Genomic DNA, 24818 nt, shown 5'->3' with positions numbered 1-24818 from the left:
CACTGATGCGGGTGCCGCTATTTTCGCTCGGTGTTGAGCACCGTGGGGGATATTGCGCCCTCGAAGCGGTTTCCGGCGAGAACGTTGTCAATCGCCCGATCACGCGGATCAAGACTGCTGCCGAAGGGATATCTCGGATCGACCTTGCAGTACCATTTCCCCACATCCCGGTGGTTGAGCCATATTGCCGGATAGGCAACGATGCTCGAACGGTACACGAAGCGATTGTCGATGACCTGGTTGGACCTAGGTTCCTGGTGGCGAATGGTTCCCCCTTCGCCGCAGTTGCGATAGACGAAAATACCGCCTTTCTCGGGGTTTTTAAAGATATTGCCCGAGATAACGTTTCGCGCTGAACCGTCGACCGCGATCACTTCGCGGCCGGCTTTGACGGAGAAGCGATTGCCGGCAATGACGTTTTCGGCCGATTCCGCATCCAGATAGATGGCGGTCTTCGCCGATTTTCCACGTATGGTCGAGTTCGTCAGCGATGACTTCGTCACCCCCGGGCCGAAATAAAGGGGGATCGTGCCGACCGCCTCGATCGAAACGTTCTTCAGGTCAATGCCGGAGGGGGCGTTCCGCTGCGCATTCGCGGTGTGATCCCGATTGAGCGACGATTTTCGTACCTCCTCGGCTTCCCCGTTGGGACCGAGACCCGTCAGGCGTATGTTTCCGATGATCTTGCAGTTCGTGATCCGGATGTTTCGCGGGACGCTCCAGCCGGAACTACCGGGCAACTTCTGAGATCTCACGAGAACGGTCGGCGCGCTTACGCCGTATTTCATTTTGGCACTGCCGAGTGTCGCGCCGCGACAATCGAGGCTGACACCCGAAGCAGCATCACCGGCGAACACCAGTTTCCGGGTAATTACGTCGTCCGGCCTCAGTTGAAGGTCGCAATCCACGGTGATCCGATCATCCTTTCCGTGGGGCACACTTCTCAGCGTTTCGTAGAAGGTCGCATCGCACATCTTCGCCTGCGCGTCGGTTGACCATGCCAAACTGACAATCATCGTTGTGACGGAAATCATAATGAAAACAGGAAAGACCGTGCGACCGGACGCTCCCAATCGGGACCATGGCTTCAATGTAGGCTCCCTCTGCGGATGTGATCTGATTCCAGAACATACGACCCGCACCTTAGCCCGAAATGAACAAACTTGACCCTCCCGGCGAATTCACTCAAAACCGCCTGAACAGACCAGACAGGAGGACAGGATGCCCAAAGGTTATTGGATTGCCCGCGTCGATATCCGTGATCCGGAGCGTTACAAGGACTATGTCGCGGCGGCAAAACCGGCCTTCGAAAAGTACGGCGCAACCTTTCTCGCCCGCGGCGGCGCCTTCACGGAGCTCGAAGGAAAGGCCCGCGCACGCAATGTCGTGATCGAATTCCCGTCCCATCAGGCCGCCGTCGACTGCTACAATTCGCCGGAATACCAGATCGCCGCAAAGATCCGTCAGGAAGTGGCGGATGCCGAGATGGTCGTGGTCGAAGGCGTCTGAAACGCCGATCCACACGACCTTTCTGCGGCGCGATGGCACTTCACGTCGCGAAGCGATTCGTCTAATAGACAGCTTGAAGCCACACTGCCCAATTCTCTCCGAGGGAGCCTGCCAATGACCCTGTCCAATCTTCCACCGCTCGTGACCGTGTTTGGTGGATCGGGTTTCGTCGGTCGGCATATCGTGCGCGCGCTCGCCCGCCGCGGATACCGCATCCGCGTCGCGGTCCGGCGGCCGGATCTCGCAGGCTTCCTGCTGCCGCTCGGCAATGTCGGCCAGATTTCGCTCGTCCAGGCAAACCTGCGCTACCGCGCCTCGGTCGACAAGGCGGTCGAGGGAACCGACCATGTCGTCAACTGCGTGGGCATTCTCTTCGAGAGCGGACGCAATCGTTTCGACGCCGTCCAGGACTTTGGCGCCCGCGCAGTGGCGGAAGCCGCCCGCAATGCCGGCGCGACCCTGACCCATATCTCGGCCATCGGCGCGGACGTGAACTCCGAATCGCAGTATGCGGTTACAAAGGGCAAGTCGGAGGCCGCGATCCTCTCGACCAAGCCGGATGCCGTCATCATGCGACCTTCGATCATCTTCGGACCCGAGGACAGTTTCTTCAACAAGTTTGCCGCCATGGCCCGCAAGGCGCCGTTCCTGCCGTTGATCGGTGGCGGCAAGACCAGGTTCCAGCCGGTGCATGTCGGCGATGTGGCTGAAGCGGTCGCCCGCTCCGTCGACGGCAAGCTCGCGCGCGGCAAGATTTACGAACTCGGCGGGCGGGAAGTCCTCTCCTTCCGCGAATGCATGGAGGTCATGCTGACGACGGTCGAGCGCCGTCGCGGCTTCCTGAGCCTGCCGTTCGGCGTGGCTTCATTGCTCGCCGGCCTCATGTCGCTCGTGCCCTTCATCAAACCGCCGCTCACCGGCGACCAGGTGAAACTCCTGAAGAAGGACAACGTCGTCTCCGAGGCAGCGAGGGCCGAAGGTCGCACGCTCGAAGCGATGGGGATTACTCCGGTTACGCTGGAATCGATCCTTCCCTCCTACCTCGTGCAGTACCGCCCGCACGGGCAATTCACAGGAGCCGGCAAGGAGGCGTGACGCGTTCTCCTTGCGATGCGCGCCACTGCTGCGTTGCACAAATGACGCAGTGGCAAATTACCTTTGTTAACCGAAGGTTCAGCAAGATCTTCTATTGAAGAAACGGCTGGCAATGCGTAGATCGTCCACCGCGTTCGGGCGCTTCGCCATTGCGCTGACGGGACGCAGACCATCATTCCGAGAGGCAGATTTATGGGTAAGTCTATCGCACTCTTTTTTGCGTGTGCGGCACTGGTCATCATGGCAGGTTCGTTCATGGCGCCCTCGACGGGCGTCGCGGGCAGATCGAACTGCGCACCGGCCTATGGCGTCGACCCCTGCAGCACGGCGTCGATCCCGACCACCCGCTGATCTGCGTCGAAATCTTCGGGCGCCCCGCAGGGCGCCCGGTCTCGGCCTCAGAATCCGAGAGCCAGCGCTGCCAGGCCCAAGCCGCCGACGGCAATGCGCCACCAAGCGAAAAATGCATAGCCGCGCTTCGAAACATAGTTGAGCAGGCTTTTGACCACCAGCAGGGCAGAGATGAAGGCCGCGACGAAGCCGATGGCGATGAGCGCGGTGTCGTCGAAATTCAGCGCATTGCGGTTCTTGTAAAGATCGAGCGTGAAGGCGCCGACCATGGTCGGCATCGCGAGAAAGAAGGAAAACTCCGCCGCTGACCGCTTATCCGCGCCGAGCAGCAGAGCGCCGACGATGGTCGCGCCCGAGCGGGAGACACCCGGGATCATCGCCACGCATTGACAAAGGCCGATCTTGAAGGCGAGCGGCAGGGAATACTGCATCACGTCGGTGTAACGAGGTGTGAGCGCCTGACGATCAATCCAGAGCAGCACGAGACCGCCGAGGATGAGTACAGTGCACATCAGCGCCGGCGTTTCGAAGAGAACCGATTTGATGAAACCGTGTGCCAATGCTCCGATGACCGCCGCCGGCAAGAAGGCAACCAAAATAGACAAGACGAAATGACGGCTGCGGGCGCTGGATGGCAGCGTCACCGCGATGCCGACGAGCTTCTGTGCATAGACGCTGAGGATCGCCAGGATGGCGCCGAGCTGGATCAGTACCGCAAAGGTGTTTCCGGGCGAACGGAAGCCGAGAAAGTGCCCGGCGAGCAGCACATGGGCGGTGGAGGAAACGGGGATGAATTCCGTCAGCCCCTCGACGAGGCCGAGAAGGAGCGCGCTGACGATCGATTGGTCTTCCATGAAAAGTCCTTGTGGTGCCGCTGGCGAAAGGGTTGATTCGCTTGTATTGAGGGGGCCGAGAACCTATAGCTTGGAGACCGTGGCTATGGCCAGCCGTGCGAGGCGGGGCGAGAAGCGTCCAGTCGCCGTGGCGTCTCAGCAGTAGAGAATGCGGACAAAAATGCCAACATTGTATCATCATCCCATGTCGACCGCGTCCCGGTTCATCCGGCTGGTCCTGTCGGAATACGGCTTTCCAGCCGACCTGGTGGAAGAGCAGACCTGGGAAAAACGCAGAGAATTCCTGGCGCTCAATCCGGCGGGGACGCTACCGGTCTATGTTGACGACAATATGCGCGCGCTTTGCGGGCCGACGGTGATTTCCGAATTCCTGGACGAAACCCATGGAGTGCTGAAGCGCGACCGCCGGCTTTTGGCCGAAGACCCGTTCCAGAGAGCCGAGATTCGCCGTCTCACCGAATGGTTTCTGCAGAAAATGGAGCAGGACGTCACCCGGCCTCTGGTGCGGGAGCGCGTTCACAAGCTGCAGATCCCTAATGGGCTCGGCGGCGGAGCACCCGACAGCAAGGTACTGCGCACGGCACGCAACAACATCCGGCAGCACATGAAATACCTGGCCTGGCTCTCCGGCTCGCGCCCCTGGCTGGCGGGGGACCGGCTGAGTTACGCCGATCTTGCGGCGGCCGCGGCAATCTCCGTTCTCGACTATCTCGGCGAGATCGACTGGTCGGAAGCACCTGTCGTCAAGGAGTGGTATCAGCGGCTTAAGTCCCGCCCATCCTTCCGCCCGCTGCTTGCCGAGCGCGTGCGCGGGCTGACGCCGGTATCGCACTACGCTGATCTGGATTTCTGATGAGGAGCGGCCATGTCCGCGGACGGAGCCCCGGAGAGACCGACGGACGACAAGGCCGTGCGCCTGCGTCATCGCCTGACCGCCTTCATCCGTGAAGAGGCCACTGCGCAGGGCTTCGAACTCTGCCGCGTTACGCGACCGGACGGCATCCCGGAAGCCCCGGCGCGCCTCGCCGCCTATATCGAGGCAGGCTATCACGGCACAATGGGATGGATGGAGGAGACGCGCCAGCGTCGTGCCGACCCGAAAGTGCTCTGGAGCGACGTTCGTTCGATCGTCATGTTCGGCATGAATTATGGTCCTGAAGAGGACCCGCGCAGCGTTCTCGGGAAAAAGGACAGGGCGGCGATCTCCGTCTACGCCCGCAACCGTGACTATCACGACGTCATGAAAGGACGCCTGAAAGAGATTGCTGGTCGCTTTGCTGCTCGTGCCGGTGCAGACGTGAAGGTCTTCGTCGACACGGCCCCTATCATGGAGAAGCCGCTGGCTGCAGCCGCCGGGCTCGGCTGGCAGGGCAAACACACCAATCTGGTGAGCCGCGAATACGGCTCCTGGCTCTTCCTCGGAAGCCTTTTCACCACGGCGGAGCTCGACGTCGACCCACCAGAAACCGACCACTGCGGCTCGTGCCGCGCCTGCCTCGACGCATGTCCGACGGCCGCCTTTCCCGCTCCGTACCGGATCGATGCCCGACGGTGCATCTCCTATCTTACGATCGAGCACAAGGGGCCGATCGATCGCGCCTTGCGGCCGGCTTTCGGCAATCGCGTCTACGGCTGCGACGACTGTCTGGCCGCCTGCCCCTGGAACAAGTTTGCCGAGACTGCCCGTGAGATGAAGCTGAAAGCGCGCGACGACCTGCGAGAGCCGGAGATCGCGCACTTGCTGTCGCTCGACGACGCTGCCTTCCGAACCCTTTTCAGCGGATCGCCGGTGAAAAGGATCGGCAGGAACCGATTCATCCGCAACCTTTTGATAGCTGCCGGCAATTCCGCGCGGCCCGAGCTTGCGGAGCCGTGCCGGCGACTGCTTGACGATGACGCGCCGGAGGTTCGCGGGATGGCTGTCTGGGCGTTGTCACGATTGATTGACCGGGACACCTTCGAGGCCTTGCAACTCGGCCACCGGCCGCAAGAGCAGGATCCGGACGTACAAGCCGAGTGGGACTTTGGGAGATGACGCAATGCGGATGATGATCTTCGGTGCCGGCTACTCCGGAAAGGCGATCGGTGCACTTGCCGCCACCAGGGGACACCAGGTTGCCGGGACGACGCGGAGTCTCGAAAAGAAGGAGACACTCGCGGCATCGGGGATCGATCCCTTCCCGTTCGACGGAGTGTCGCTTTCCGACGAGCTCATCGAGGCCATGCGGAGTGTCACCCACCTCGTCCAGTCGATCGCCCCTGGTGAGAACGGTGACCCCCTACTTCCGCTGCTCGGGAACGAGGTGCGCACGCATCTCCCTCGGCTCGAATGGATCGGCTACCTTTCGACGGTCGGCGTCTACGGCGACCACGGAGGAGGCTGGGTCGATGAAAAGACGCCGTGCCGCCCCGTGTCGCAGCGTTCTGTCGAGCGTCTGCAGGCGGAGGAAGCCTGGCAGTCATTCGCTGCCGCAAGCGACGTACCGCTGGCGATCCTGCGACTTTCGGGCATTTACGGGCCCGGCAGAAATCCCTTCGTCAATCTCACCCGCGGCAATGCCCGAAGACTCGTCAAGAAGGATCAGGTCTTCAACCGTATCCGTGTCGAGGACATCGCCTCCGCCGCACTGTTCCTCGCCGAAAAGCGCGCGGCCGGCACGTTTAACGTCACAGACAACGAGCCCTGCCCGCCGCAGGACGTCGTTGCCGAAGCTGCTCGCCTGATGGGGATCGAGCCTCCGCCGGAGCAGGATTTCGAGACCGCCGAGCTTACACCCATGGCCCGTTCGTTCTACGGTGAAAACAAGCGCGTTTCGAATGCAAAGATCACCGGCCTGGGGTTCCGTTTCCAGTACCCTGACCACCGGGTGTCGCTCGCGGAACTGTGGGCCAGCGGTCGCTGGAACAAGTAGGCGCCTCGCCACATTTCGCTTCCCATCATTCATTTCAGCACCGGATATCGCGGCGCGCCCCGGAATCTCCACATTTCGGGCAGGAAATGGGGCATACCGCAAAAATTTTCTAAAATTTTCTTTGTGAACGCGACAACCCCTATACGCTCCGGAACCTTGTTCTAATTTTCCGCTGTTTTTGAACGCTTTTTCTTTTTTTCCTCCAAACTCTTCAGAGTTTGTTTACCAAAGCCGGAATCACGAGTGTTACAACTTGTAACACTTCGTGAGTTCATGAAGGCACGTTTTTGCCACTTTTTGCCATGCCTTAGCGTTCTTGCGCAAATTAAAGCTACAACGAACGACTAGGGAAATCGAACTTGAAGAATATCCGGCGCTCTATTGCAGCCGTTGCAGCTATAGCTGCATTCGGTGCTTTCGCCCCCGCGCAGGCTTCTGCAAAATCGTCCTGCGGTGGCGCTTCATGGTATGCCCTTCACTCGCGCACTGCTTCGGGTGAACGGATGAATCCTTCTCTCCTCACCGCGGCCCACAAGTCGCTCCGGTTCGGCACCAAGCTGAAGGTGACGAACGCAAACAATGGTCGGAGCGTCGTGGTCCGGATCAACGACCGTGGCCCCTTCATCCGAGGACGCGTCCTCGACCTCTCCAAAGCGGCAGCCCAGAACATCGGAATGGTTCGAAGCGGTCATGCCAAGGTCTGCTACGAGGTCATCGGCTGACGGGAGAGCAATCTCCCTTCCGGCTCTCAGCGGGTACGAACGCTTGCTCTCGGCGTGTTTCGCCGCTACCACGCAGTCTTCTGTTGCAGGAGACATGACATGCGTTTGGGCGGCCGCCTTGCCGGCGCGATCGAAATTCTGGCCGATATCGAGACCCGTCGTCGACCGGTCGCCGATGCGCTGAAAGACTGGGGACTGTCACACCGCTTTGCTGGCTCAGGGGACCGAGCGGCGATCGGCAACATCGTCTACGACGCGCTACGCATGAAACTCTCCCATGGCTGGCTGATGGACGACGACGGCGCTGCAGCGCTCGGCTATGCGGTGCTCCTGCGTCAGTGGGGCTTTACACCCGACAGCCTTGCGCACGAACTCGACGGCGACAGCTTCGCCCCAGCCGCGCTCGGTTCAGGGCAGCTTTCCGCTTTTGCATCGCGCCGGATCGAGGACGCTCCGCCCCATGTGCAGGGGGACATCCCGGAATGGGTACAGCCGTCCCTGGAGACCGCATTCGGCGACGACTGGCTCGACGAGGCCAAGGCACTCGCGAAGCGCCCCACGCTCGATTTGCGCGCCAATACCCTCGAGGCCTCGCGTGACAAGGTGCTGAAGGCGCTCGATCGCGTCGGCGCCCAAGCCGCCCAGATCGCCCGCAACGGCATCCGCATTCCCGCTGGCGAAGGCCCCTCTCGGCTCCCGAACGTTACGGCCGAGCTTTCCTTCCAGAAGGGCTGGTTCGAAGTTCAGGACGAGGGGTCGCAGATCGTCGCCGATCTCGTCGATCCTCGTGAAGGCGAGCAGGTTCTGGATTTCTGCGCCGGCGGCGGCGGCAAGACGCTCGCCATGGCCGCGGCGATGCACAACAAGGGTCAGGTGCATGCCTATGACGCCGATCGCAAGCGGCTCGCGCCGATCATCGAACGTCTGAAACGCGCCGGCACGCACAACGTCCAGGTCCACGACGCTATTTCCGCGATAGCCTCCCTGACCGGTCGCTTCGACCGCGTGCTGGTGGACGCCCCCTGTACCGGAACCGGCACCTGGCGGCGGCGTCCGGACACCAAGTGGCGGCTGACGCCGCGCAATCTGCAGGAACGCGTGGAGCAGCAGCGGGAAGCGCTTGCCGAAGCCGCGGTCTACGTGAAACCGGGCGGCGAGCTCCTCTACGTGACCTGTTCGCTACTCCCCGAAGAAAACGATGACCAGGTCCGTGGCTTCTGCGAAGCCCATCCGGAATTCGAGATCGCCTCGGGTTTCGCCGCCTGGGACCGGCTTTTTGATTCCTCCAACGCGCGTCCGCGCAGCCGTGACGGCCTCACGCTGACCCTGAGCCCTGCCTCCACAGACACGGACGGCTTCTTCTTCTGTCGTATGCGCCGCCGCGGCTGACTGCAGCGCGTTGCTACCCGCCCGGCGCTCTGACAAAGTGTCGGGAATTTATTCTAGACTATTTGACACCAGTTTATTTTTGCTCCAAGACGGCCGGGCCCAATTCACCCACAGGCGCCCAATCCGCCTCAGGAGATATTCATGACCCGGAAATCGATTCTTGGTGCCACCGTCGCATTGGTGGCTGCGTCGGCGGCCATGATCGCCGCGCCCGCCCGTGCCGCACCCGACGCGGCGCAGGTGCTGAAACATTACGCTGCCCTCGCACAGGCGAAGTACGAGGATTCCCTGTCGACGGCCAAAGTCCTCGACGCAGCAATCGACGCATTGATCGACAATCCTAGCGAAGAAACGCTGAAGGCAGCGCGCGCAGCCTGGATCAAGGCTCGCGTCCCCTACCAGCAGTCGGAGGTCTATCGTTTCGGCAATCCGATCGTCGATGCCTGGGAAGGCAAGGTGAATGCCTGGCCTCTCGATGAGGGCCTGATTGATTATGTCGACGGGGCCTACGGCACCGAGAGCGACGAGAATGCGCTCTATGTGGCAAACGTCATTGCCAGCCCGCAGATCAAGATCGGCGGCAAGGAGGTGGATGCCTCGAATATCACGCCCGAATTCCTCGCGGAGACGCTGCATGAGGCCGGAGAGATCGAAGCCAATGTCGCCACCGGCTATCACGCGATCGAGTTTCTCCTCTGGGGCCAGGATCTCAACGGCACCGGTCCCGGCGCAGGCAACCGACCCTACACCGACTACGACCCCAAGAACTGCACCAACGGCAGCTGCGACCGCCGGGCCGCGTATCTAAAGGCGGCGTCTGCATTGCTCGTCTCGGATCTGCAGGAAATGGTCGCGGCATGGCAGCCGGAGGGTGAAGCGACGAAGGCCGTGGAGAAAGACCCGAAGGCAGGGATCGCCGCGATCCTCACCGGCATGGGCTCGCTTTCCTATGGCGAACTCGCAGGGGAGCGCATGAAGCTCGGCGTACTGCTGCATGATCCCGAGGAGGAGCACGACTGCTTCTCCGACAACACCCACAACTCGCATCTGAACGACGCCATCGGCATCGCATCCGCCTATACCGGCGCATACACCCGCGTCGACGGCACGAAAATGACCGGCCCGTCACTTTCCGAGCTCGTTGCTGCCAAAGACCCGGCGCTCGACACCGAGATGAAGGCGAAGCTCGAAAAGACGCTCTCGGCCATGAACGCGATGGCCAAACGCGCCGAGACGATCGAGGCCTACGACCAGATGATCGGTGAGGGCAACACGGAAGGCAACGCCACGGTACAGGCCGCCATCGACGGTCTGATCGACCAGACCAAGACCATCGAGCGCGTCATCGCGTCGCTGGATCTCGGCACCGTCGAACTCGAGGGCTCGGACAGCCTCGACAATCCCGAAGCCGTGTTCCAGTAAGACGAGAGAGCGGGCTGCCGGGCCTTCCGGCGGCCCGTCAGGCCTATGCAATCGTCCTGCGTCCTTTCCCTCAGATCCCGCTATCGGCTGGCTTTTCTCCTCGCCGGCCTGTTGCTGTTCGCTCCACTCGTTGGTGCTACGGAGGCGAAGCGCAATGATCTGTCCGCGGAAGACATCGCCCGCGTCGAGGATGTCACACGGCCGACCGATGACTTCTCCAAGCCGGAACAGTACGAGGTAATGCCGGGCGGAGCGACAACGTCGCGCAATCCCATCGACGCCGATGCGTTCTCCCACGCCTCGGCCAATCTCAACTTTTCGGAAGAAGAGAATTTCAGGCTCGGCAACGCGCTGTTTGAAAAACTCTGGGTTTCCTCCCCATCCTCCACCCAGGCCTCGGACGGGCTTGGACCGCTGTTCAACGCCCGTTCCTGCCATAGCTGCCACTTGAAGGACGGGCGCGGCAGGCCACCGGAAGGCAATGCCGACGCGACATCGATGTTCCTGCGGCTTGCCCGCCCAGCCCGCACGAGGGAGGAGCGGCAAGCTGTCACCGATCTCAAGGTGGTCAACTTTCCCGATGCTGTCTACGGCGGCCAGCTTCAGGACAAGGCCGTGCCCGGCGTCGCCGCGGAGGGCCGGGTGGTCATCACCTACACCGAGGAGCCGGTAACGCTGGCAGGCGGTGAGATCGTCACGCTGCGCAAGCCGCAATACAGCGTTGCGGACCTCAACTACGGGCCGCTCGGCGTCGACACAACGCTCTCACCGCGCATCGCCAATCCGATGATCGGCATAGGTCTCATAGAAGCGATTGCCGACGCCGATATTCTGGCGACGGCCGACCCGGATGATCGTGACGGTGATGGCATCTCCGGTCGGGTGGCTCGCGCCCGCGACCACAGAACAGGGGAGCTGAAGCTCGGGCGCTTCGGCTGGAAGGCTCAGAATTCCTCCGTTCGCGACCAGAGCTCCAGCGCCTTTGTCGGTGATCTCGGCATTTCGACGCCGGACGCTCCCCGACATTGGGGCGACTGCACGAGCGCGCAAGTGCAATGTCAGGAGATGCCGAACGGCGTACAGACGCGGCTCGGCGACACGGAAGCCCCCGACCCGGTGCTCGACCTGGTAACCTTCTACTCGGAAAATCTCGCCGTACCGACCCGCCGTGACGTCGACGGCCCGGACGTCCTGAGGGGAAAGGCTTTGTTTTACGGCATCGGCTGCATCGCCTGCCACACGCCGAAATACGTGACGCGTCGCGATGCCATCAACAAGGCCCAAGCCTTCCAGCTGATCTGGCCCTATTCGGATTTCCTGCTGCACGACATGGGTGAAGGACTCGCCGACGGCCAGCAGGTGGGAGACGCCTCCGGCCGTGAATGGCGCACCCCGCCGCTCTGGGGTGTCGGGTTGACGGACGAGGTCAACGGGCACACCTTCTTCCTGCATGACGGCCGCGCCCGCAACCTCACCGAGGCCATTCTCTGGCACGGTGGCGAAGCGGAGCGGGCGCGCAACGCATTCGCCGCGGCGGCGCCCGAGGCGCGCCGACATCTGATCAGATTTCTGGAGTCGCTGTGATAAAGTCGCTCGTCCGCTCGATAGCCATCCTCCTTCTCGTTAGTCTTCCGGCGGCCGCGCAGGAGACCTCCACGCCGACATTGCAGAGGGATGCAATATCCGGCGTGTTGGAAAAAGTCGTCGACCGTTTCATCCGTCCGGGATACCGGGACTTCCGGGACAAGGCAGGAAACTTCGAAGACGCCATGCAGGCGCTCTGCGCCGTGCCTTCGCAGGAGCAGCTAACCGCTGCCCGAGGTGCTTTCGTCAACACCGTCGAGGCCTGGTCGAAAATCGAGATCGTCCGTGTCGGGCCGGCGATCGAGGCCAACCGTTTCGAACGCATTCTGTTCTACCCGGATCGCAAGAGCACCGGCCTCAAGCAGGTGCAGGCGCTTCTTGCCAAGCCGGATGAGAGCGCCACGAGGGCCGAGACGCTCAGGGAGAAGAGCGTTGCCATGCAGGGTCTCGGAGCCGCGGAATTCGTGCTCTACGGCACCGGTTCCAACACGTTGTTGGAGGAGGCGCGCGGCTTCCGTTGCCGCTACGGCGCGGCGATTGCGGGAAATCTCAAGCATCTCGGCAGCGAGCTTGCCGCAGAATGGGACGAACCGAACGGCGTTCAGGACGCCTGGAAGCATCCGGGCGCCGACAATCCGTATTTTCGGGACGATCGCGAGGCGATGACCGCCCTGCTTGGCATTCTCGTCCATGGCGCCGAGGCCGTCCGCGACCAACGCATCGAGACATTCTACAAGGGGGAAGATGCCAAGACGTCGCCGCGCCAGGCGATCTTCTGGCGCTCCGGCCTCACCTTCGCGTCCATCCGCGGCAATTTCGAAGGCATCCGCACACTGATAGACCAGTCGGACATGCAGGAACTCCTCGATCCAGACTCCCGCTCGATCGTTACCTCCATTGATTTCGTGCTTAAATCACTGATCCGCACGGCCGGCGCCGTCAGCCCCGATATCGAGACGGCGGTCGCGTCGCCGGAAGAACGCTCCCGGCTGGACTTCCTGCTGCTGAACAGCAAGGACCTGATCCTGCGGCTCAACGACGATTTCGGCGGAGCACTCGGGCTGGGCGCCGGCTTCTCCTTCTCGGACGGAGACTGACCGTGAGGAGAAGCGTACTCATCGACCGTCGCAGTTTCGTCAAAGCCGCAGGCGCCGCCTTTCTGGCAGGCCTCTCCTCCGAAGCCGCCTTCGCACTCGACCGCGCCGACGCGGTCTTCGCCTCCGGTTTTCGCGCACCCAGTGGCGCCTACGGTCTGGCGCTCCTCAGTGAAGAAGGCGAGATCATTGCGCAGGTGGATCTTCCCGGGCGGATGCATGGCCTGACCTCCTGCACGGCGACTGGCAAGGTGGTCGCCTTCGCGCGCAGACCCGGCACCTTTGCCATTGCCGTCGATCCCGGCGCCGGCTCGGAACCGACAGTCTTCGCCTGTGGCGAGAACCGGCACTTTTTCGGCCATGGCAGTTTCTCGCCGGACGGGCACCTCCTGTATGCCTGCGAGAACGATTTCGACAATAACCGCGGCGTCATCGGCATCTATGACGCCGCGAGCGGCTTTTCCCGTCTAGGCGAAGTTCCGGCCCATGGTGTCGGAACACACGACATGACGGTGAGTGACGACGGAAGGCTGCTGATCATCGCCAATGGCGGCATCGAGACCCATCCCGATTTCGGACGAACGAAGCTCAATCTCGATCATATGGAACCTAGCCTCGTCATCAGCGACGCACGAACAGGGGCGCTCATCGAAAAGCATACGCTGCCGCCGGCACTCCGGCAGCTTTCGACCCGTCATCTCGCGCTCGCCGACAACGGCCGCATCTGGTTTGCCTGCCAATACGAAGGTCCGCGCAACGACCTTCCACCGCTCGTGGGCTACTTTGGCCGGGGAGAGGAGCTTCGTCTTGTCGATCTGCCGGAGGAGACGACAGAGGGACTCGCGAATTACGTCGGCGCGATCGCGGTTAACCGTCATAACAACCTCGTGGGCCTCACCTCACCCAAAGGCGGCCTCACGGTGACCCTCGATGGCGCCACGGGTGCGCGTCTGCGACAAACGCGAATCGTCGACGCGGCGGCCATCGCGCCCGGCGCGGAGGGGTTTGCAGTCTCGTCCTATGACGGGCGTTTCGGGAGAACACAGAGTGCCGTCGCCTGGGACCAGCATATCGTGCGTCTCGGCACGCTTTGACCTTGGACGAGGCCGATCGCGCCCTACATCTTCATCATGCGCTCGCTTCTGATCCATCTCGTCTTCATCGTCGTTACGCTCGGTTTCGGCCTGCTCTCTGGTCTCGCGAACCTTCCGGACGAGTGGTATCAGTCGCTCGACAAGCCGCCGTTCGACCCGCCCGCCTATGTCTTCGGTCCGGTCTGGACCACGCTTTACGTGCTGATCGCGATCGCCGGCGCCCGCATGTGGCTGAGAGCCCCCGCTTCCGCTGCAATGCAGCTCTGGTTCGGCCAGATGATATTCAACCTTCTCTGGTCCCCCTCGTTCTTCGGCCTGCAGAGCCCGGCTCTCGGCCTCGTCGTCATCTTGCCACTTCTCTGTCTGATCGTCGCCTTCATCGCCAAGGCCTGGGACATCGATCGCCCTTCGGGCTTGCTCTTCGTTCCGTATGCGGCCTGGGTCGGTTTCGCCTCGCTCCTCAATCTCTCGCTCTTCGTGCTCAACTGATTTTCTCGACGGGAGCGGCTTGCCTGCCTCCCGAGAGCGTGCCAATTTCGCGCCTCTCGAGGGGAATGACGACAGATGAGTGACATAGGCAGCGAGGACGTCCACGAACGCATCCGGCAGAGCTTCGCGCGCCAGGGCGCGATGGAGACGCTCGGCGCCGAACTCACCCGCATCTCGCAGGGCGTCGTCGAGATCGAACTGCCGTTTGACGTAAAGCTCACGCAGCAACACGGCATCCTTCATGCCGGCGTCATCTCGGCGGCCCTCGACAGCGCCTGCAGCTACGCCGCCTATACCGTCGTTGCAGCGGATGCCTCACTCCTCACGATCGAATTCAAGGTCAACCTGCTGTCGCCGGGCCGCGGCGACCGGTTCCTGTTCCGCGGCGAGATCACCAAGCCGGGCAGTACGATCATTGTTGCGGACGGTCGCGGCTATGCCGTCGGCGACGGTCCGGCCAAGCTGATCGCCTCCATGACGAGCACGCTGATGGTCGTGCGCGGACGGGAGGGGATCACCGGGTGACGTTCGAACTGAAATCCGTCGGCGGCAAGTCGGTCCTTTTCGTCATGGCCGCAGAGGCGGAATATGGTCCTTTCCTGCGCTCGCGCTTCGCCCCGCTGATGACGGGCGTCGGCCCGGTTGAGGCCACGCTCGCACTGACCCGAGCCGTCTCCACGCTGGAGGCGGAAAAGACGCTTCCGGACCTCGTCGTCTCGCTCGGCTCCGCCGGTTCGAATACCCTCGAACAGACCGAGATTTACCAAGTCGGGTCAGTGTCCTATCGCGACATGGACGCCTCGCCGCTCGGCTTCGAGAAGGGCCGCACCCCGTTTCTCGACCTTCCCGCGGTTATCGACCTCCCATTGCGCATTCCGGGCATTCCGACGGCCAGTCTCTCGACCGGCGCCAACATCGTTTCCGGCGAAGCCTATCACGCGATCGCGGCCGACATGGTCGACATGGAGACCTTTGCGGTTTTTCGGGTGTGCAGCACGTTCGGCTTGCCACTGATCGGCCTTCGAGGCATCTCAGACGGGAAGGAAGAGCTTCGGCACGTCGGCGACTGGACGGAGTACCTCCATGTCATCGACCAGAAGCTCGCCGGCAGTGTCGATGCGCTGTTTGCGGCACTCGAGGACGGCCTCTTCTGGTTCTGAAGCCCGGCGCGGTGCACCGCGAAATTTTCCGGTTCTGCGGTAAATCAGCAATTGCCAGAACGGGCGGTTTTCATTAAAGGCTCGACATGACCCAGACAGCTCATCCCGACAGCGTTCTCATCATCGATTTCGGCAGCCAGGTGACGCAGCTCATCGCCCGGCGCGTCCGCGAGGCGGGCGTCTATTGCGAGATCGTTCCGTTCCAATCTGCAGACGAAGGCTTTGCGCGGCTGAAGCCGAAGGCGGTGATCCTCTCCGGGAGCCCGGCCTCGACGCTGGAAGAGGGAAGCCCCCGCGCACCGCAAGTCGTCTTCGACAGCGGTGTTCCGGTCTTCGGCATCTGCTACGGGCAACAGACGATCTGCATGCAGCTCGGCGGCAAGGTCGAGGGGGGACATCATCGGGAGTTCGGCCGCGCCTTCCTCGACATCGAGAAGGACTGTGCGCTGTTCGAAGGTCTCTGGCCCACCGGCTCCCGCCATCAGGTCTGGATGTCCCACGGCGACCGGGTAACCGCGTTACCCCCCGGCTTTGAGGTTGTCGCGACTTCGGCCAACGCGCCCTTCGCCTTCATCGCCGACGAGAAGCGCAAGTATTACGCCGTGCAGTTCCATCCTGAGGTCGTGCACACGCCCGACGGCGCCAAGCTGATCGCCAACTTCATCCACAACGTTGCCGGCATCAAGGGCGACTGGACGATGTCGGCCTACCGCGCCAAGGCCGTGCAGGCGATCCGCGACCAAGTCGGCGACAAGCGGGTCATCTGCGCCCTCTCGGGTGGCGTTGACTCCTCCGTCGCGGCCCTGCTGATCCACGAGGCCGTCCGCGACCAGCTGACCTGCATCCTCGTCGACCACGGCCTGATGCGCAAGAACGAGGCGGCCGACGTGGTTGCCATGTTCAAGGAACATTACAACCTGCACCTCATTCACGTCGATGCGGTCGACCGTTTCGTCGGCGAGCTCGAGGGTGTCAGCGACCCGGAAACCAAGCGCAAGATCATCGGACGGCTATTCATCGAAACCTTCGAGGAAGAGGCCAAGAAACTCGGCGGCGCCGACTTCCTCGGTCAGGGTACGCTTTATCCTGACGTCATCGAAAGCGTCTCTTTCACCGGCGGCCCCTCGGTGACGATCAAGTCGCACCACAACGTCGGCGGCCTGCCAGAGCGCATGAACATGCAGCTCGTCGAGCCGCTGCGCGAACTCTTCAAGGACGAGGTCCGCGTGCTCGGCAAGGAGCTTGGTCTGCCCGATTCCTTCATCGGCCGCCATCCTTTCCCGGGTCCGGGCCTCGCCATCCGTTGCCCCGGCGGCGTCACGCGCGAGAAGCTCGACATCCTGCGCGAAGCCGATGCGATCTATCTCGACGAAATCCGCAAGGCCGGGCTCTATGATGCCATCTGGCAGGCTTTCGCCGTGCTGCTGCCGGTACAGACCGTCGGCGTCATGGGCGACGGCCGCACCTACGAGTTCGTCTGCGCGCTCCGCGCCGTTACCTCGGTCGACGGCATGACGGCCGACTTCTATCACTATGACATGGAATTCCTCGGCCGTGCGGCAACCCGCATCATCAACGAGGTCCGCGGCATCAACCGCGTCGTCTACGACGTGACATCGAAGCCGCCGGGCACGATCGAGTGGGAATGAGACAGCAATTGATCCCGGGAGGCCTGCGCGAAGCAGATTCCTGCCGACGCCGTGGTCTCCAAGAGTGCCCGGCGCGCTGCGTCACACCGTGTGCGTGAAACAGCTCGTCTCCAATCGCTAAAGTTGACACAGGTCAACACAACTCGCAATGTCCGCGTGTAGTGTTCAGCTATTCTCCGCGTAGCTGAACATCGAGCGAGGGCAGCCGGCATGACACGGCAGATCGAGCGAACGGCGACAATCATGCGCGGCATGGGGGCCGCTTCTCTTGCGGCGATTGTCCTTCTCTGCGCGAGCATCGTGGGAACGGCCGTCGCCTTCGCCGATCGGGACAGCCCACAATTCCACCGGGGGGCATGCGAGGGATCCTACCCCGGATGGCTGCGCGGCGTGGTCGACGGCTACCACGATTTGTCCCTGAGTTCGGTGAGAGATCCGTCGATCGTCCTCCGGGTGGTTCCCACGCCGGAAGAGCTTACATCAGCCGACGAACGTCTCGGATACGGCGAGGGCCTCAAGGAGGGTTTCAGGCTCGGTGTCAGCTACGGCGCGGAATTGGGAAGAGCGGCACGCACCTCCGAGGCCAATCTGGAGATAATGCAGCAATACGGCACACAACTGACCGCTTTCGCAAAAATTCACTGCGGCGAACTGATCCCAGCACTGAACTGGGACACCACGTTCATGAATACGGCTCGCACGTCGACCCTTGCCGGCCTGCATGAGGCCTTTCTCGCCATGAGTCTTGCGGCGACGGCGAACCAGCAAGCTATCGAAACGGAAAAACTGGTCCGTGAAGGCCAGGAGGCCGAGGCAAAGGGAGAACGCGAGACCGCCGCAAAATATCGTGAGACGGCGGAGTTCACCGCGCAGATGGCCGCGGATCTCGCCCAGATGGCCCGAAGCCACGCGGCGGCCGGTCGCGAGGAGGCCGTTCAGGCCATCATCGATGCGGAAGCCGCTGCAGAGAGGGCGAAAAAGGCTCTCGACGGCGCGGGCCGTTAACCGCCAAACGCTTCCGTCCGATCCTCAGGGTGTCGTACAATACCTCACGTCGCGCGCTCGAGCCCACGGATATGACTGCGCAGCATGGTCGCGGCACGGTCGAACTCCCTCTTCTTCAGAGCATTCACGATCTGGCGATGCGCGAGGCTCGAGCCCGGCTGCCAGCCGGCGGAACGTGTCGACGAAAAGATGATCCGTGAATTGGCAAGCTGAAGATCGTCGAGCATGGATAGGAGTTTCGGCATCCGGCACGGAATGACGAGCTCGCGGTGGAATACGCGATTGGCTTGCTCCCACTCGACTATGGTCTGCGCCTGATCGGCCGCGATGAGCGCCTTCTCGATCCGCTCGAAAGAGGCCGCATTCATGCGGGGAGCGGCGAAGGTGAGTGCGAGACTTTCCAATGCCGCCCTGATCTCGACGGTTTCCTGGATCGTCGCCGGGTCCAGAGGCGCGACCCGCACCCCGCGGCGCGGCTCGGTGACGACCAGCCCACGCGACCTCAGAAGCTGAAACGCCTCCCTCGCCGGCACGTGGCTCGCCTCGAACTCCTCGGCGATCCTATCCTGACGAAGAGGCGCGCCCGGGAGTAGCTCCCCGGCGACGATCCGCTCGCCCAACACTCTTGCCATGCGCTCTGCGACCGTCTCTGCCATGACCTTCTCATAGATAATCTATAATGATTCCCGTTGACCATCTGCACATTTGCAGTCAGCCTAACATCACGAGGAGATTTAATAGATAATCTATTATTTGCCAAGCCTCGACGTTGGGAAAAACGCGGAGATGCGGCCATGCACGACCTGAACCGGCACCAGACAACAACCATCGACGACGCAAGTCCGGTCTGGGCGGTCGAGGATGCCAGAACCCTTTACCTGCAACCCTTCAACGATCTGCTTTTCCAGGCCCATAGCGTTCATCGTGAGAATTTCCACCCCAACCAAGTGCAGTTCAGCAAGCTCATCAACATCAAGACTGGCGGCTGTCCTGAGGATTGCGGCTATTGCAGCCAGTCGTCGCATCACGAGGCCGGTCTGAAGGCCTCAAAGCTGCTCTCTTGCGAGCAAGTGCTCGTCGAGGCGCAGAAGGCGAAGGATGCGGGAGCGACTCGCTACTGCATGGGTGCTGCCTGGCGCAGCCCGAAGGCGCGCGACGAAGCGGCGATCGTCGACATGGTGAAGGGCGTCAAGGCACTCGGCCTCGAAACCTGCATGACGCTCGGGATGCTGTCCCCTGCGCAAGCCCAGACCTTCGCCGAAGCGGGACTGGACTACTACAACCACAATGTCGACACTTCCGAACGCTTCTACCCCGAAGTCATAACGACCCGTCGATTTGGAGAGCGACTGGAAACGCTTGCCCACGTGCGGGAGGCCGGCATCAAGGTTTGTAGCGGCGGCATCATGGGACTGGGTGAAAGCGAGGACGACCGCATCGACATGCTGGTCACGCTCGCGAACCTGCCGTCTCCGCCGGAGAGCGTGCCGATCAACATGCTTATCCCCGTCCCCGGCACCAAAATGGCGGATGCGACGCCGGTCGACCCGATCGCCTTCGTCCGCATCATCGCCCTTGCTCGGCTACTGATGCCGCGCTCCTACGTGCGCCTCTCGGCCGGACGCAGCGCCATGTCGGATGAGCTGCAGGCCCTCTGCTTCTTCGCCGGTGCGAATTCGATCTTCGTCGGGGATACCCTGCTGACGGCGACCAATCCGGGGGAGGACAAGGACCGAAGCCTCTTCCGCCGGCTGGGTCTCACCGCGGAGGACAACAGCTGATGCTTGCTCAGCTGGCCCGATACGATGCCAGATTGCAGCAACTGGCGCAGAAGGACCGCGGCCGGCAGCTATCGGCCAGAACCGGCGTCGACTTCTCCTCCAACGACTATCTGGGCCTCGCCTCGTGCCCAAGGCTGGCGGCCGGAGCAATGTCAGCGCTGGAACGTGGCGTACCCCTCGGCGCCGGCGGATCACGGCTGCTGCGCGGCAATCACGAGGAACACGAGGCACTGGAGACCGAGGCGGCGGCCTTTTTCGGCGGCGAACGAGCGCTCTATTTCGGGAACGGCTATGCCGCCAATCTCGCTGTCCTGTCGACGTTGCCGCTGCGCGGCGATCTCGTGCTGCACGATGCCCTCATTCATGCGAGCGCGCATGCAGGGATCAAGGCCGGACGGGCGGAAGCCGTGGCGGTTCGGCACAACGATGTCGAAGCCTGCGAGGAGGCGATACGGCACTGGCGCCAGAATGGCGGCCTCGGAACGCCCTGGATCGCGGTCGAGAGCCTCTATTCGATGGATGGCGACCATGCGCCACTTCAGGACCTGATGTCGGTCGCAGATCGCCACGACGGATTTCTCTTCGTCGATGAGGCCCATGCGAGCGGTGTATGGGGACCGGATGGCCGTGGCTTCGCCGCAGATCTCGAAGGACGGGAGAATGTCCTCGTCCTCCATACCTGCGGCAAAGCCCTCGGCATGTCGGGCGCATTCGTCGCGGGAAGCGCCGTTTTGCTCGACTATCTCGTCAACCACGCCAAGCCTTTCATCTACTCGACCGCACCCTCGCCGCTTCAGGCAGCGTCTCTCCGCGAGGTCCTGAGGATACTCCGCGACGAACCGGAGCGACGGTGGCGCCTCCATCACCTCGTTCACCTCGCCGACGGATTGAGCACCGATCTCCTCGGCACATCGAGCGGGTCACAGATCCAGCCGGTCGTCGTCGGCTCAAACGGACGGGCCATCAGACTCGCAGAACGGTTGAGGCGAGATGGTTTCGATGTGCGGGCCATTCGACCGCCGACAGTTCCGGCCGGAACGGCGCGGTTGCGCATCTCGATAACCTGCAATGTCGAAGAGCAAGACGTTCGCTCGCTGTTCGACCATCTCGCCGTCGCGCTCATGGAGATATCGTCGTGAGCGTGCGCTACGTCGTCACCGGGACCGATACCGGTGTAGGCAAGACGGTTTTCGCCGCCGCGCTGGCGGCCGCGCTCGACGGCTTCTACTGGAAACCCATCCAGTCCGGCCTCGATGATGAAACCGACAGCGAAACCGTCGCCCGCCTGAGCGGACTTGCCGACGGCCGCGTCCTTCCGGAGTTCCGGCGGCTTCGCACGCCGGCTTCGCCGCATATCGCAGCTGAAATCGATAACGTCAGCATCGACCCGGACGCGATCGATCCTCCGACGGTCGACGGACCGCTGGTGATCGAGGGCGCCGGTGGCCTGATGGTTCCGCTGACCACGGACCGGCTTTTCATCGACGTCTTCGCGCGCTGGGGGCACCCCGTCATCCTCTGTGCCAGAACACGTCTCGGGACGATCAATCACACGCTACTGTCGATCGAAGCACTGCGGTCGCGGCAAGTCCCGGTTCTCGGTATCGTGTTTATCGGCGACCCGGAAGAACGTGTCGAAGCCTCGATCGTTCACCTCGGAGGGGTTCGTCGCCTCGGGCGCTTGCCGTTCCTTGCCGATCTAAATCCGTTGACGCTCGCACGCGCCTTTGGCGAGCACTTCGACCTTTCGGTCTTCCAGCCGGAGAGCAGGCCATGAATGTCGCCCAATCGTCGTCGCCGGTTTGGCATCCTTTTACGCAGCACGGTCTGGAGCAACCCTTCAAACGCATCGTTCGGACCGAAGGTTCGAGCCTGATTGATGAGGATGGGCAGCGGATCTTCGACGGGATTTCCTCTTGGTGGGTGATTACTCATGGCCATCGTCACCCTGCAATCACGGCGGCGATCTGTGAGGCGACGAACAACTTCGACCAGATCATCTTCGCCGAGTACAGCCATGAACCCGCCGAAGCGCTCGCGGCCGGCCTGATCCAACTTGCGCCACCCGGCCTCACCCATGTCTTCTACTCCGACAGCGGCTCCACCGCGGTGGAGGTCGCCATCAAGATGGCGCTCGGTTATTTCCATCACCGCGACGAGCGGAAGACCAGGATCGTCGTGATGGAGCATAGCTACCATGGCGATACTGTCGGTGCGATGTCAGTCGGTGAGCGCGGTGTGTTCAACGCCCCCTACCAGCCCCTGCTGTTCGATGTCGGTCGGCTCCCCTTTCCCGCACCCGGTCAGGAGCAACAGACACTCGACGCACTGGAGCAGCTCTGTCGCGGTGGCGACGTGGCAGCGGTGCTCGTCGAGCCCCTGATCCTCGGTGCCGGGGGGATGAAACTCTATCATCCTTCGGTACTTTCGGAGTTCGCCGCAATCGCCCGCCGCTACGGCGCTCTCCTGATCGCAGACGAGGTGATGACCGGCTGGGGCCGCACAGGTACCCTGTTCGCCTGCGAGCAGGCCGACATCACTCCGGATATTCTCTGCATGTCCAAGGGCTTGACGGGCGGTGCATTGCCTCTCGCCGCGACACTCAGCAAACCGGAGATTTTCGAAGCGCACCGCTCGACGGATCGCAGCCGGACATTCTTTCACTCCAGCTCCTATACCGCCAATCCGATCGCCTGCGCCGCGGCATTGGCCAATCTCGACATCTGGCGGCAAGAACCCGTGCAGGCACGGATAGCCGCATTGGCCGAGATGCAGAGCGAGAAGCTCGCACGTTTCCGCAACGACCCGCGTTTCTCGGAGGTTCGGCAGATCGGAACGATCACGGCTCTCGATCTCGCAACACCGACGACCGGGTATCTCTCCGACGTCGGACCGAGACTGCGTCGGCTGTTTCGCGAACGAGGACTGCTCATCCGCCCACTGGGCAACGTCATCTATCTGATGCCACCCTATTGCTCGTCCGCCGAAGAGCTCGACCGTGCATACTCTGCTATCGACGAATGCGCCGACCTGATCCGGAGTATCGACCGATGACGCGGTCGAGCCGGATGGCCGGGTTCGGCCACAGCGCCCCCGAGCGTGTTGTCGAAAACTGCGAGATCGAGCAGCGGCTCGGCCTGGAGTCCGGCTGGATCGAACGACGCACCGGGATCAGGCGCCGCCGTTGGGCGGAGCCGCAGGACAGCCTAACCACACTTGCGGCACGAGCTGCCCAGGATGCGCTCTCGAACGCCGATGTGGACCGGCAGGATATCGGGCTGACGCTGCTTGCGACCTCGACACCCGATCATCTCCTGCCGCCGTCTGCTCCGTTGCTCGCGCACCGCCTCGGGCTTACCCGCTGCGGCGCGGTGGATCTTGCCGGCGCATGTACCGGGTTTCTGCAGGCATTGGCGCTGGCCGACAGCCACGTGGTGCGCCATGGCAGACCGGTGCTGGTGGTCGCAGCAAACATCCTGAGCCGCCGAGTAAACCCTGACGAACGCGCGTCCGCCGTGCTCTTTGCCGACGCGGCCGGCGCCGTCGTACTGGCACCCTCGGAGGACAGCGACTGCGGATTGCTTTCGCTCGATCTCGCCAGCGACGGCAGCCAGTATGACCTGATCGGCATTCCGGCGGGGGGCAGTTCGCTTCCCTTCCGGCCGGGTCTTCCGGACGACCAGTGCCGGATGAGCATTCGCGACGGCAAGGCGGTCTTTGCGTCGGCCGTCAGGATGATGTCGGAGACGGCCATGAGGGCGCTGGCAGATGCGGACCTGCAGTCGAGCGCCGTCACCCGCTTTGTTCCCCATCAGGCGAACGCCCGCATGACGGATGCGCTCTGCGAGAAGCTGTCAATCGGGAAGGAGCGGGCGGTCGAGACGATCGCCGACTTCGGCAATTCATCGGCCGCCACGATCCCGCTTTCGCTCTCGATCAGCCACAAGGAACGTGCTCTGTGTTGCGGCGATATCCTTCTCCTGAGCGCGGCCGGTGCTGGCATGACAGGCGGGTCGCTCGTCTGGCGTGTCTGATCTGCTCTGAATGGCACGAGCCCGCCACTCAGCGCCGGTCAAAGCCAGAAGCACACGTCTCTGATGAACAGGTGTAGACCCGACGGTCCAGCTTTCCTTTCGATCCTGTCTGTGCCAGCATCCTCGGCACTGTGAAAGAGCATCAGTCCCGCAAGGGATTTGATCTTGATACGCGGGAGACAGGCTGCCATGGTCAATGTCGTTATCTCCGTCCTTCTCTGGTTCTCTGCGATCGGCTGCGGCCTTCTGGCCGGGCTCTACTTTGCCTTCTCGACCTTCATCATGCGGGCGCTCGACAGGACCGGCGCGGAAGCCGGCGCTGCGGCCATGAACGCGATCAACGTCGAAATTCTCCGGTCGACATTCATGCCATTCTTCCTCGGCACGACAGTGTCGAGTGCCATTCTCGCCCTGATCGCCCTGCTCCGCTGGGGCGAACCCGGCAGCCTTTCGACGCTTTTCGGCGGTGTGCTCTACGTCGTCGGGATGTTCGGCGTGACGATGGTCTTCAACGTGCCGCTCAACAACAGACTCTCAAGGGCGGGCTCGGGCGATGTCAGCGCCGTCTGGCGGAATTATCTTGACGTCTGGACACGCTGGAACCACGTCCGGACACTTACCTCCGCCGCTGCATCGGCGCTCTTCATCGCGGCGATCGCAGCCGGATAGCGACA

Annotated in this window: 26 protein-coding genes; 23 read left to right on the top strand and 3 right to left on the bottom strand. The window is 62.4% G+C overall.

Features of this window, described 5'->3' with window-relative positions; translation table 11 throughout:
• Window positions 1-17 precede the first annotated feature (17 nt).
• On the bottom strand, window positions 18-1004 hold the full coding sequence (locus tag EUU22_RS17410; RefSeq protein WP_165351203.1) for a right-handed parallel beta-helix repeat-containing protein: 987 nt from the start codon (window positions 1002-1004) through the stop codon (window positions 18-20).
• 217 nt (window positions 1005-1221) lie between these two features.
• On the opposite strand from EUU22_RS17410, the gene EUU22_RS17405 reads away from it, so the two are divergent.
• From EUU22_RS17405 to EUU22_RS25325, 3 genes are all read left to right on the top strand, one after another.
• Window positions 1222-1509 (top strand): DUF1330 domain-containing protein, encoded by a 288-nt coding sequence (locus tag EUU22_RS17405; RefSeq protein WP_112685799.1) that lies wholly within the window; start codon window positions 1222-1224, stop codon window positions 1507-1509.
• 114 nt (window positions 1510-1623) lie between these two features.
• Window positions 1624-2604 (top strand): complex I NDUFA9 subunit family protein, encoded by a 981-nt coding sequence (locus EUU22_RS17400; protein WP_129333259.1) that lies wholly within the window; start codon window positions 1624-1626, stop codon window positions 2602-2604.
• 192 nt (window positions 2605-2796) lie between these two features.
• A complete protein-coding gene (locus EUU22_RS25325; RefSeq protein WP_165351202.1) occupies window positions 2797-2955 on the top strand; it encodes a hypothetical protein in 159 nt (52 codons plus the stop codon).
• A gap of 47 nt (window positions 2956-3002) precedes the next feature.
• On the opposite strand, the gene EUU22_RS17395 is transcribed toward EUU22_RS25325, so the two are convergent.
• A complete protein-coding gene (locus tag EUU22_RS17395) occupies window positions 3003-3809 on the bottom strand; it encodes an undecaprenyl-diphosphate phosphatase (RefSeq protein WP_129333258.1) in 807 nt (268 codons plus the stop codon).
• Between the two features lie 160 nt (window positions 3810-3969).
• On the opposite strand from EUU22_RS17395, the gene EUU22_RS17390 reads away from it, so the two are divergent.
• From EUU22_RS17390 to EUU22_RS17325, 14 genes are all read left to right on the top strand, one after another.
• Window positions 3970-4662, top strand: coding sequence for a glutathione S-transferase family protein (locus EUU22_RS17390; protein WP_112685805.1), 693 nt, complete (start codon window positions 3970-3972; stop codon window positions 4660-4662).
• 12 nt (window positions 4663-4674) lie between these two features.
• On the top strand, window positions 4675-5844 hold the full coding sequence (queG, locus tag EUU22_RS17385; RefSeq protein WP_129333257.1) for a tRNA epoxyqueuosine(34) reductase QueG: 1170 nt from the start codon (window positions 4675-4677) through the stop codon (window positions 5842-5844).
• Window positions 5845-5848: 4 nt separating this feature from the next.
• Window positions 5849-6721 carry an SDR family oxidoreductase gene (locus tag EUU22_RS17380; RefSeq protein ID WP_129333256.1) on the top strand — a complete coding sequence of 291 codons (873 nt, stop codon included), beginning with the start codon at window positions 5849-5851 and terminating at the stop codon, window positions 6719-6721.
• 359 nt (window positions 6722-7080) lie between these two features.
• Window positions 7081-7443, top strand: a complete 363-nt coding sequence (locus EUU22_RS17375) for a septal ring lytic transglycosylase RlpA family protein (RefSeq protein ID WP_129333255.1) — start codon at window positions 7081-7083, stop codon at window positions 7441-7443.
• A gap of 99 nt (window positions 7444-7542) precedes the next feature.
• Window positions 7543-8832 (top strand): RsmB/NOP family class I SAM-dependent RNA methyltransferase, encoded by a 1290-nt coding sequence (locus EUU22_RS17370; RefSeq protein WP_129333254.1) that lies wholly within the window; start codon window positions 7543-7545, stop codon window positions 8830-8832.
• Window positions 8833-8973: 141 nt separating this feature from the next.
• The gene (locus EUU22_RS17365; RefSeq protein ID WP_129333253.1) at window positions 8974-10254 is read left to right on the top strand and encodes an imelysin family protein; all 1281 of its coding nucleotides are present in this window, start codon (window positions 8974-8976) and stop codon (window positions 10252-10254) included.
• 45 nt (window positions 10255-10299) lie between these two features.
• Window positions 10300-11838: a di-heme oxidoreductase family protein gene (locus EUU22_RS17360; RefSeq protein WP_129333252.1), complete on the top strand. Its 1539-nt coding sequence runs from the start codon at window positions 10300-10302 to the stop codon at window positions 11836-11838.
• A complete protein-coding gene (locus tag EUU22_RS17355) occupies window positions 11838-12935 on the top strand; it encodes an imelysin family protein (protein WP_129333743.1) in 1098 nt (365 codons plus the stop codon). Before EUU22_RS17360 ends, EUU22_RS17355 begins: the two co-directional genes overlap by 1 nt.
• 2 nt (window positions 12936-12937) lie before the next feature.
• Window positions 12938-14026 (top strand): DUF1513 domain-containing protein, encoded by a 1089-nt coding sequence (locus tag EUU22_RS17350; protein WP_129333251.1) that lies wholly within the window; start codon window positions 12938-12940, stop codon window positions 14024-14026.
• A gap of 36 nt (window positions 14027-14062) precedes the next feature.
• Window positions 14063-14515, top strand: a complete 453-nt coding sequence (locus EUU22_RS17345) for a TspO/MBR family protein (RefSeq protein WP_129333250.1) — start codon at window positions 14063-14065, stop codon at window positions 14513-14515.
• 75 nt (window positions 14516-14590) lie between these two features.
• Window positions 14591-15040 carry a PaaI family thioesterase gene (locus EUU22_RS17340; RefSeq protein WP_129333249.1) on the top strand — a complete coding sequence of 150 codons (450 nt, stop codon included), beginning with the start codon at window positions 14591-14593 and terminating at the stop codon, window positions 15038-15040.
• On the top strand, window positions 15037-15675 hold the full coding sequence (locus EUU22_RS17335; RefSeq protein WP_129333248.1) for a 5'-methylthioadenosine/S-adenosylhomocysteine nucleosidase: 639 nt from the start codon (window positions 15037-15039) through the stop codon (window positions 15673-15675). Before EUU22_RS17340 ends, EUU22_RS17335 begins: the two co-directional genes overlap by 4 nt.
• Window positions 15676-15761: 86 nt before the next feature.
• Window positions 15762-17324: a glutamine-hydrolyzing GMP synthase gene (guaA, locus tag EUU22_RS17330; RefSeq protein ID WP_129333247.1), complete on the top strand. Its 1563-nt coding sequence runs from the start codon at window positions 15762-15764 to the stop codon at window positions 17322-17324.
• Window positions 17325-17534: 210 nt separating this feature from the next.
• On the top strand, window positions 17535-18329 hold the full coding sequence (locus tag EUU22_RS17325; protein WP_129333246.1) for a hypothetical protein: 795 nt from the start codon (window positions 17535-17537) through the stop codon (window positions 18327-18329).
• Window positions 18330-18373: 44 nt separating this feature from the next.
• On the opposite strand, the gene EUU22_RS17320 is transcribed toward EUU22_RS17325, so the two are convergent.
• Window positions 18374-18985: a GntR family transcriptional regulator gene (locus EUU22_RS17320; RefSeq protein WP_129333245.1), complete on the bottom strand. Its 612-nt coding sequence runs from the start codon at window positions 18983-18985 to the stop codon at window positions 18374-18376.
• A gap of 138 nt (window positions 18986-19123) precedes the next feature.
• On the opposite strand from EUU22_RS17320, the gene bioB reads away from it, so the two are divergent.
• The 6 genes from bioB to EUU22_RS17290 all read left to right on the top strand — a co-directional run bounded on the left by bioB (window position 19124) and on the right by EUU22_RS17290 (window position 24813).
• Window positions 19124-20110, top strand: a complete 987-nt coding sequence (gene bioB, locus EUU22_RS17315; RefSeq protein ID WP_129333244.1) for a biotin synthase BioB — start codon at window positions 19124-19126, stop codon at window positions 20108-20110.
• Window positions 20110-21249, top strand: coding sequence for an 8-amino-7-oxononanoate synthase (locus EUU22_RS17310; RefSeq protein ID WP_439329161.1), 1140 nt, complete (start codon window positions 20110-20112; stop codon window positions 21247-21249). Before bioB ends, EUU22_RS17310 begins: the two co-directional genes overlap by 1 nt.
• Window positions 21246-21887 carry a dethiobiotin synthase gene (bioD, locus tag EUU22_RS17305; protein ID WP_129333242.1) on the top strand — a complete coding sequence of 214 codons (642 nt, stop codon included), beginning with the start codon at window positions 21246-21248 and terminating at the stop codon, window positions 21885-21887. Before EUU22_RS17310 ends, bioD begins: the two co-directional genes overlap by 4 nt.
• The gene (locus EUU22_RS17300) at window positions 21884-23164 is read left to right on the top strand and encodes an adenosylmethionine--8-amino-7-oxononanoate transaminase (RefSeq protein ID WP_129333241.1); all 1281 of its coding nucleotides are present in this window, start codon (window positions 21884-21886) and stop codon (window positions 23162-23164) included. Before bioD ends, EUU22_RS17300 begins: the two co-directional genes overlap by 4 nt.
• On the top strand, window positions 23161-24144 hold the full coding sequence (locus EUU22_RS17295) for a beta-ketoacyl-ACP synthase III (RefSeq protein ID WP_129333240.1): 984 nt from the start codon (window positions 23161-23163) through the stop codon (window positions 24142-24144). The genes EUU22_RS17300 and EUU22_RS17295 overlap by 4 nt, the downstream gene beginning before the upstream one ends.
• Window positions 24145-24333: 189 nt before the next feature.
• A complete protein-coding gene (locus EUU22_RS17290) occupies window positions 24334-24813 on the top strand; it encodes an anthrone oxygenase family protein (RefSeq protein ID WP_129333239.1) in 480 nt (159 codons plus the stop codon).
• Window positions 24814-24818 lie beyond the last annotated feature (5 nt).

This window comes from Ciceribacter ferrooxidans (assembly GCF_004137355.1).
Taxonomy (GTDB): Bacteria; Pseudomonadota; Alphaproteobacteria; order Rhizobiales; family Rhizobiaceae; genus Allorhizobium; species Allorhizobium ferrooxidans.
The sequence above is the reverse complement of the archived record's forward strand: the minus strand, read 5'-3'. Positions and strand labels throughout refer to the sequence as shown.

Bases quoted from the DNA above. Each gene is read 5' to 3' on its own strand.
- EUU22_RS17405 (WP_112685799.1), top strand. From the start codon at position 1,222: ATGCCCAAAGGTTATTGGATTGCCCGCGTCGATATCCGTGATCCGGAG.
- EUU22_RS17400 (WP_129333259.1), top strand. From the start codon at position 1,624: ATGACCCTGTCCAATCTTCCACCGCTCGTGACCGTGTTTGGTGGATCG.
- EUU22_RS25325 (WP_165351202.1), top strand. From the start codon at position 2,797: ATGGGTAAGTCTATCGCACTCTTTTTTGCGTGTGCGGCACTGGTCATC.
- EUU22_RS17395 (WP_129333258.1), bottom strand. From the start codon at position 3,809: ATGGAAGACCAATCGATCGTCAGCGCGCTCCTTCTCGGCCTCGTCGAG.
- EUU22_RS17390 (WP_112685805.1), top strand. From the start codon at position 3,970: ATGCCAACATTGTATCATCATCCCATGTCGACCGCGTCCCGGTTCATC.
- queG (WP_129333257.1), top strand. From the start codon at position 4,675: ATGTCCGCGGACGGAGCCCCGGAGAGACCGACGGACGACAAGGCCGTG.
- EUU22_RS17380 (WP_129333256.1), top strand. From the start codon at position 5,849: ATGCGGATGATGATCTTCGGTGCCGGCTACTCCGGAAAGGCGATCGGT.
- EUU22_RS17370 (WP_129333254.1), top strand. From the start codon at position 7,543: ATGCGTTTGGGCGGCCGCCTTGCCGGCGCGATCGAAATTCTGGCCGAT.
- EUU22_RS17365 (WP_129333253.1), top strand. From the start codon at position 8,974: ATGACCCGGAAATCGATTCTTGGTGCCACCGTCGCATTGGTGGCTGCG.
- EUU22_RS17360 (WP_129333252.1), top strand. From the start codon at position 10,300: ATGCAATCGTCCTGCGTCCTTTCCCTCAGATCCCGCTATCGGCTGGCT.
- EUU22_RS17345 (WP_129333250.1), top strand. From the start codon at position 14,063: ATGCGCTCGCTTCTGATCCATCTCGTCTTCATCGTCGTTACGCTCGGT.
- EUU22_RS17340 (WP_129333249.1), top strand. From the start codon at position 14,591: ATGAGTGACATAGGCAGCGAGGACGTCCACGAACGCATCCGGCAGAGC.
- guaA (WP_129333247.1), top strand. From the start codon at position 15,762: ATGACCCAGACAGCTCATCCCGACAGCGTTCTCATCATCGATTTCGGC.
- EUU22_RS17325 (WP_129333246.1), top strand. From the start codon at position 17,535: ATGACACGGCAGATCGAGCGAACGGCGACAATCATGCGCGGCATGGGG.
- EUU22_RS17320 (WP_129333245.1), bottom strand. From the start codon at position 18,985: ATGGCAGAGACGGTCGCAGAGCGCATGGCAAGAGTGTTGGGCGAGCGG.
- bioB (WP_129333244.1), top strand. From the start codon at position 19,124: ATGCACGACCTGAACCGGCACCAGACAACAACCATCGACGACGCAAGT.
- EUU22_RS17310 (WP_439329161.1), top strand. From the start codon at position 20,110: ATGCTTGCTCAGCTGGCCCGATACGATGCCAGATTGCAGCAACTGGCG.
- EUU22_RS17300 (WP_129333241.1), top strand. From the start codon at position 21,884: ATGAATGTCGCCCAATCGTCGTCGCCGGTTTGGCATCCTTTTACGCAG.
- EUU22_RS17295 (WP_129333240.1), top strand. From the start codon at position 23,161: ATGACGCGGTCGAGCCGGATGGCCGGGTTCGGCCACAGCGCCCCCGAG.
- EUU22_RS17290 (WP_129333239.1), top strand. From the start codon at position 24,334: ATGGTCAATGTCGTTATCTCCGTCCTTCTCTGGTTCTCTGCGATCGGC.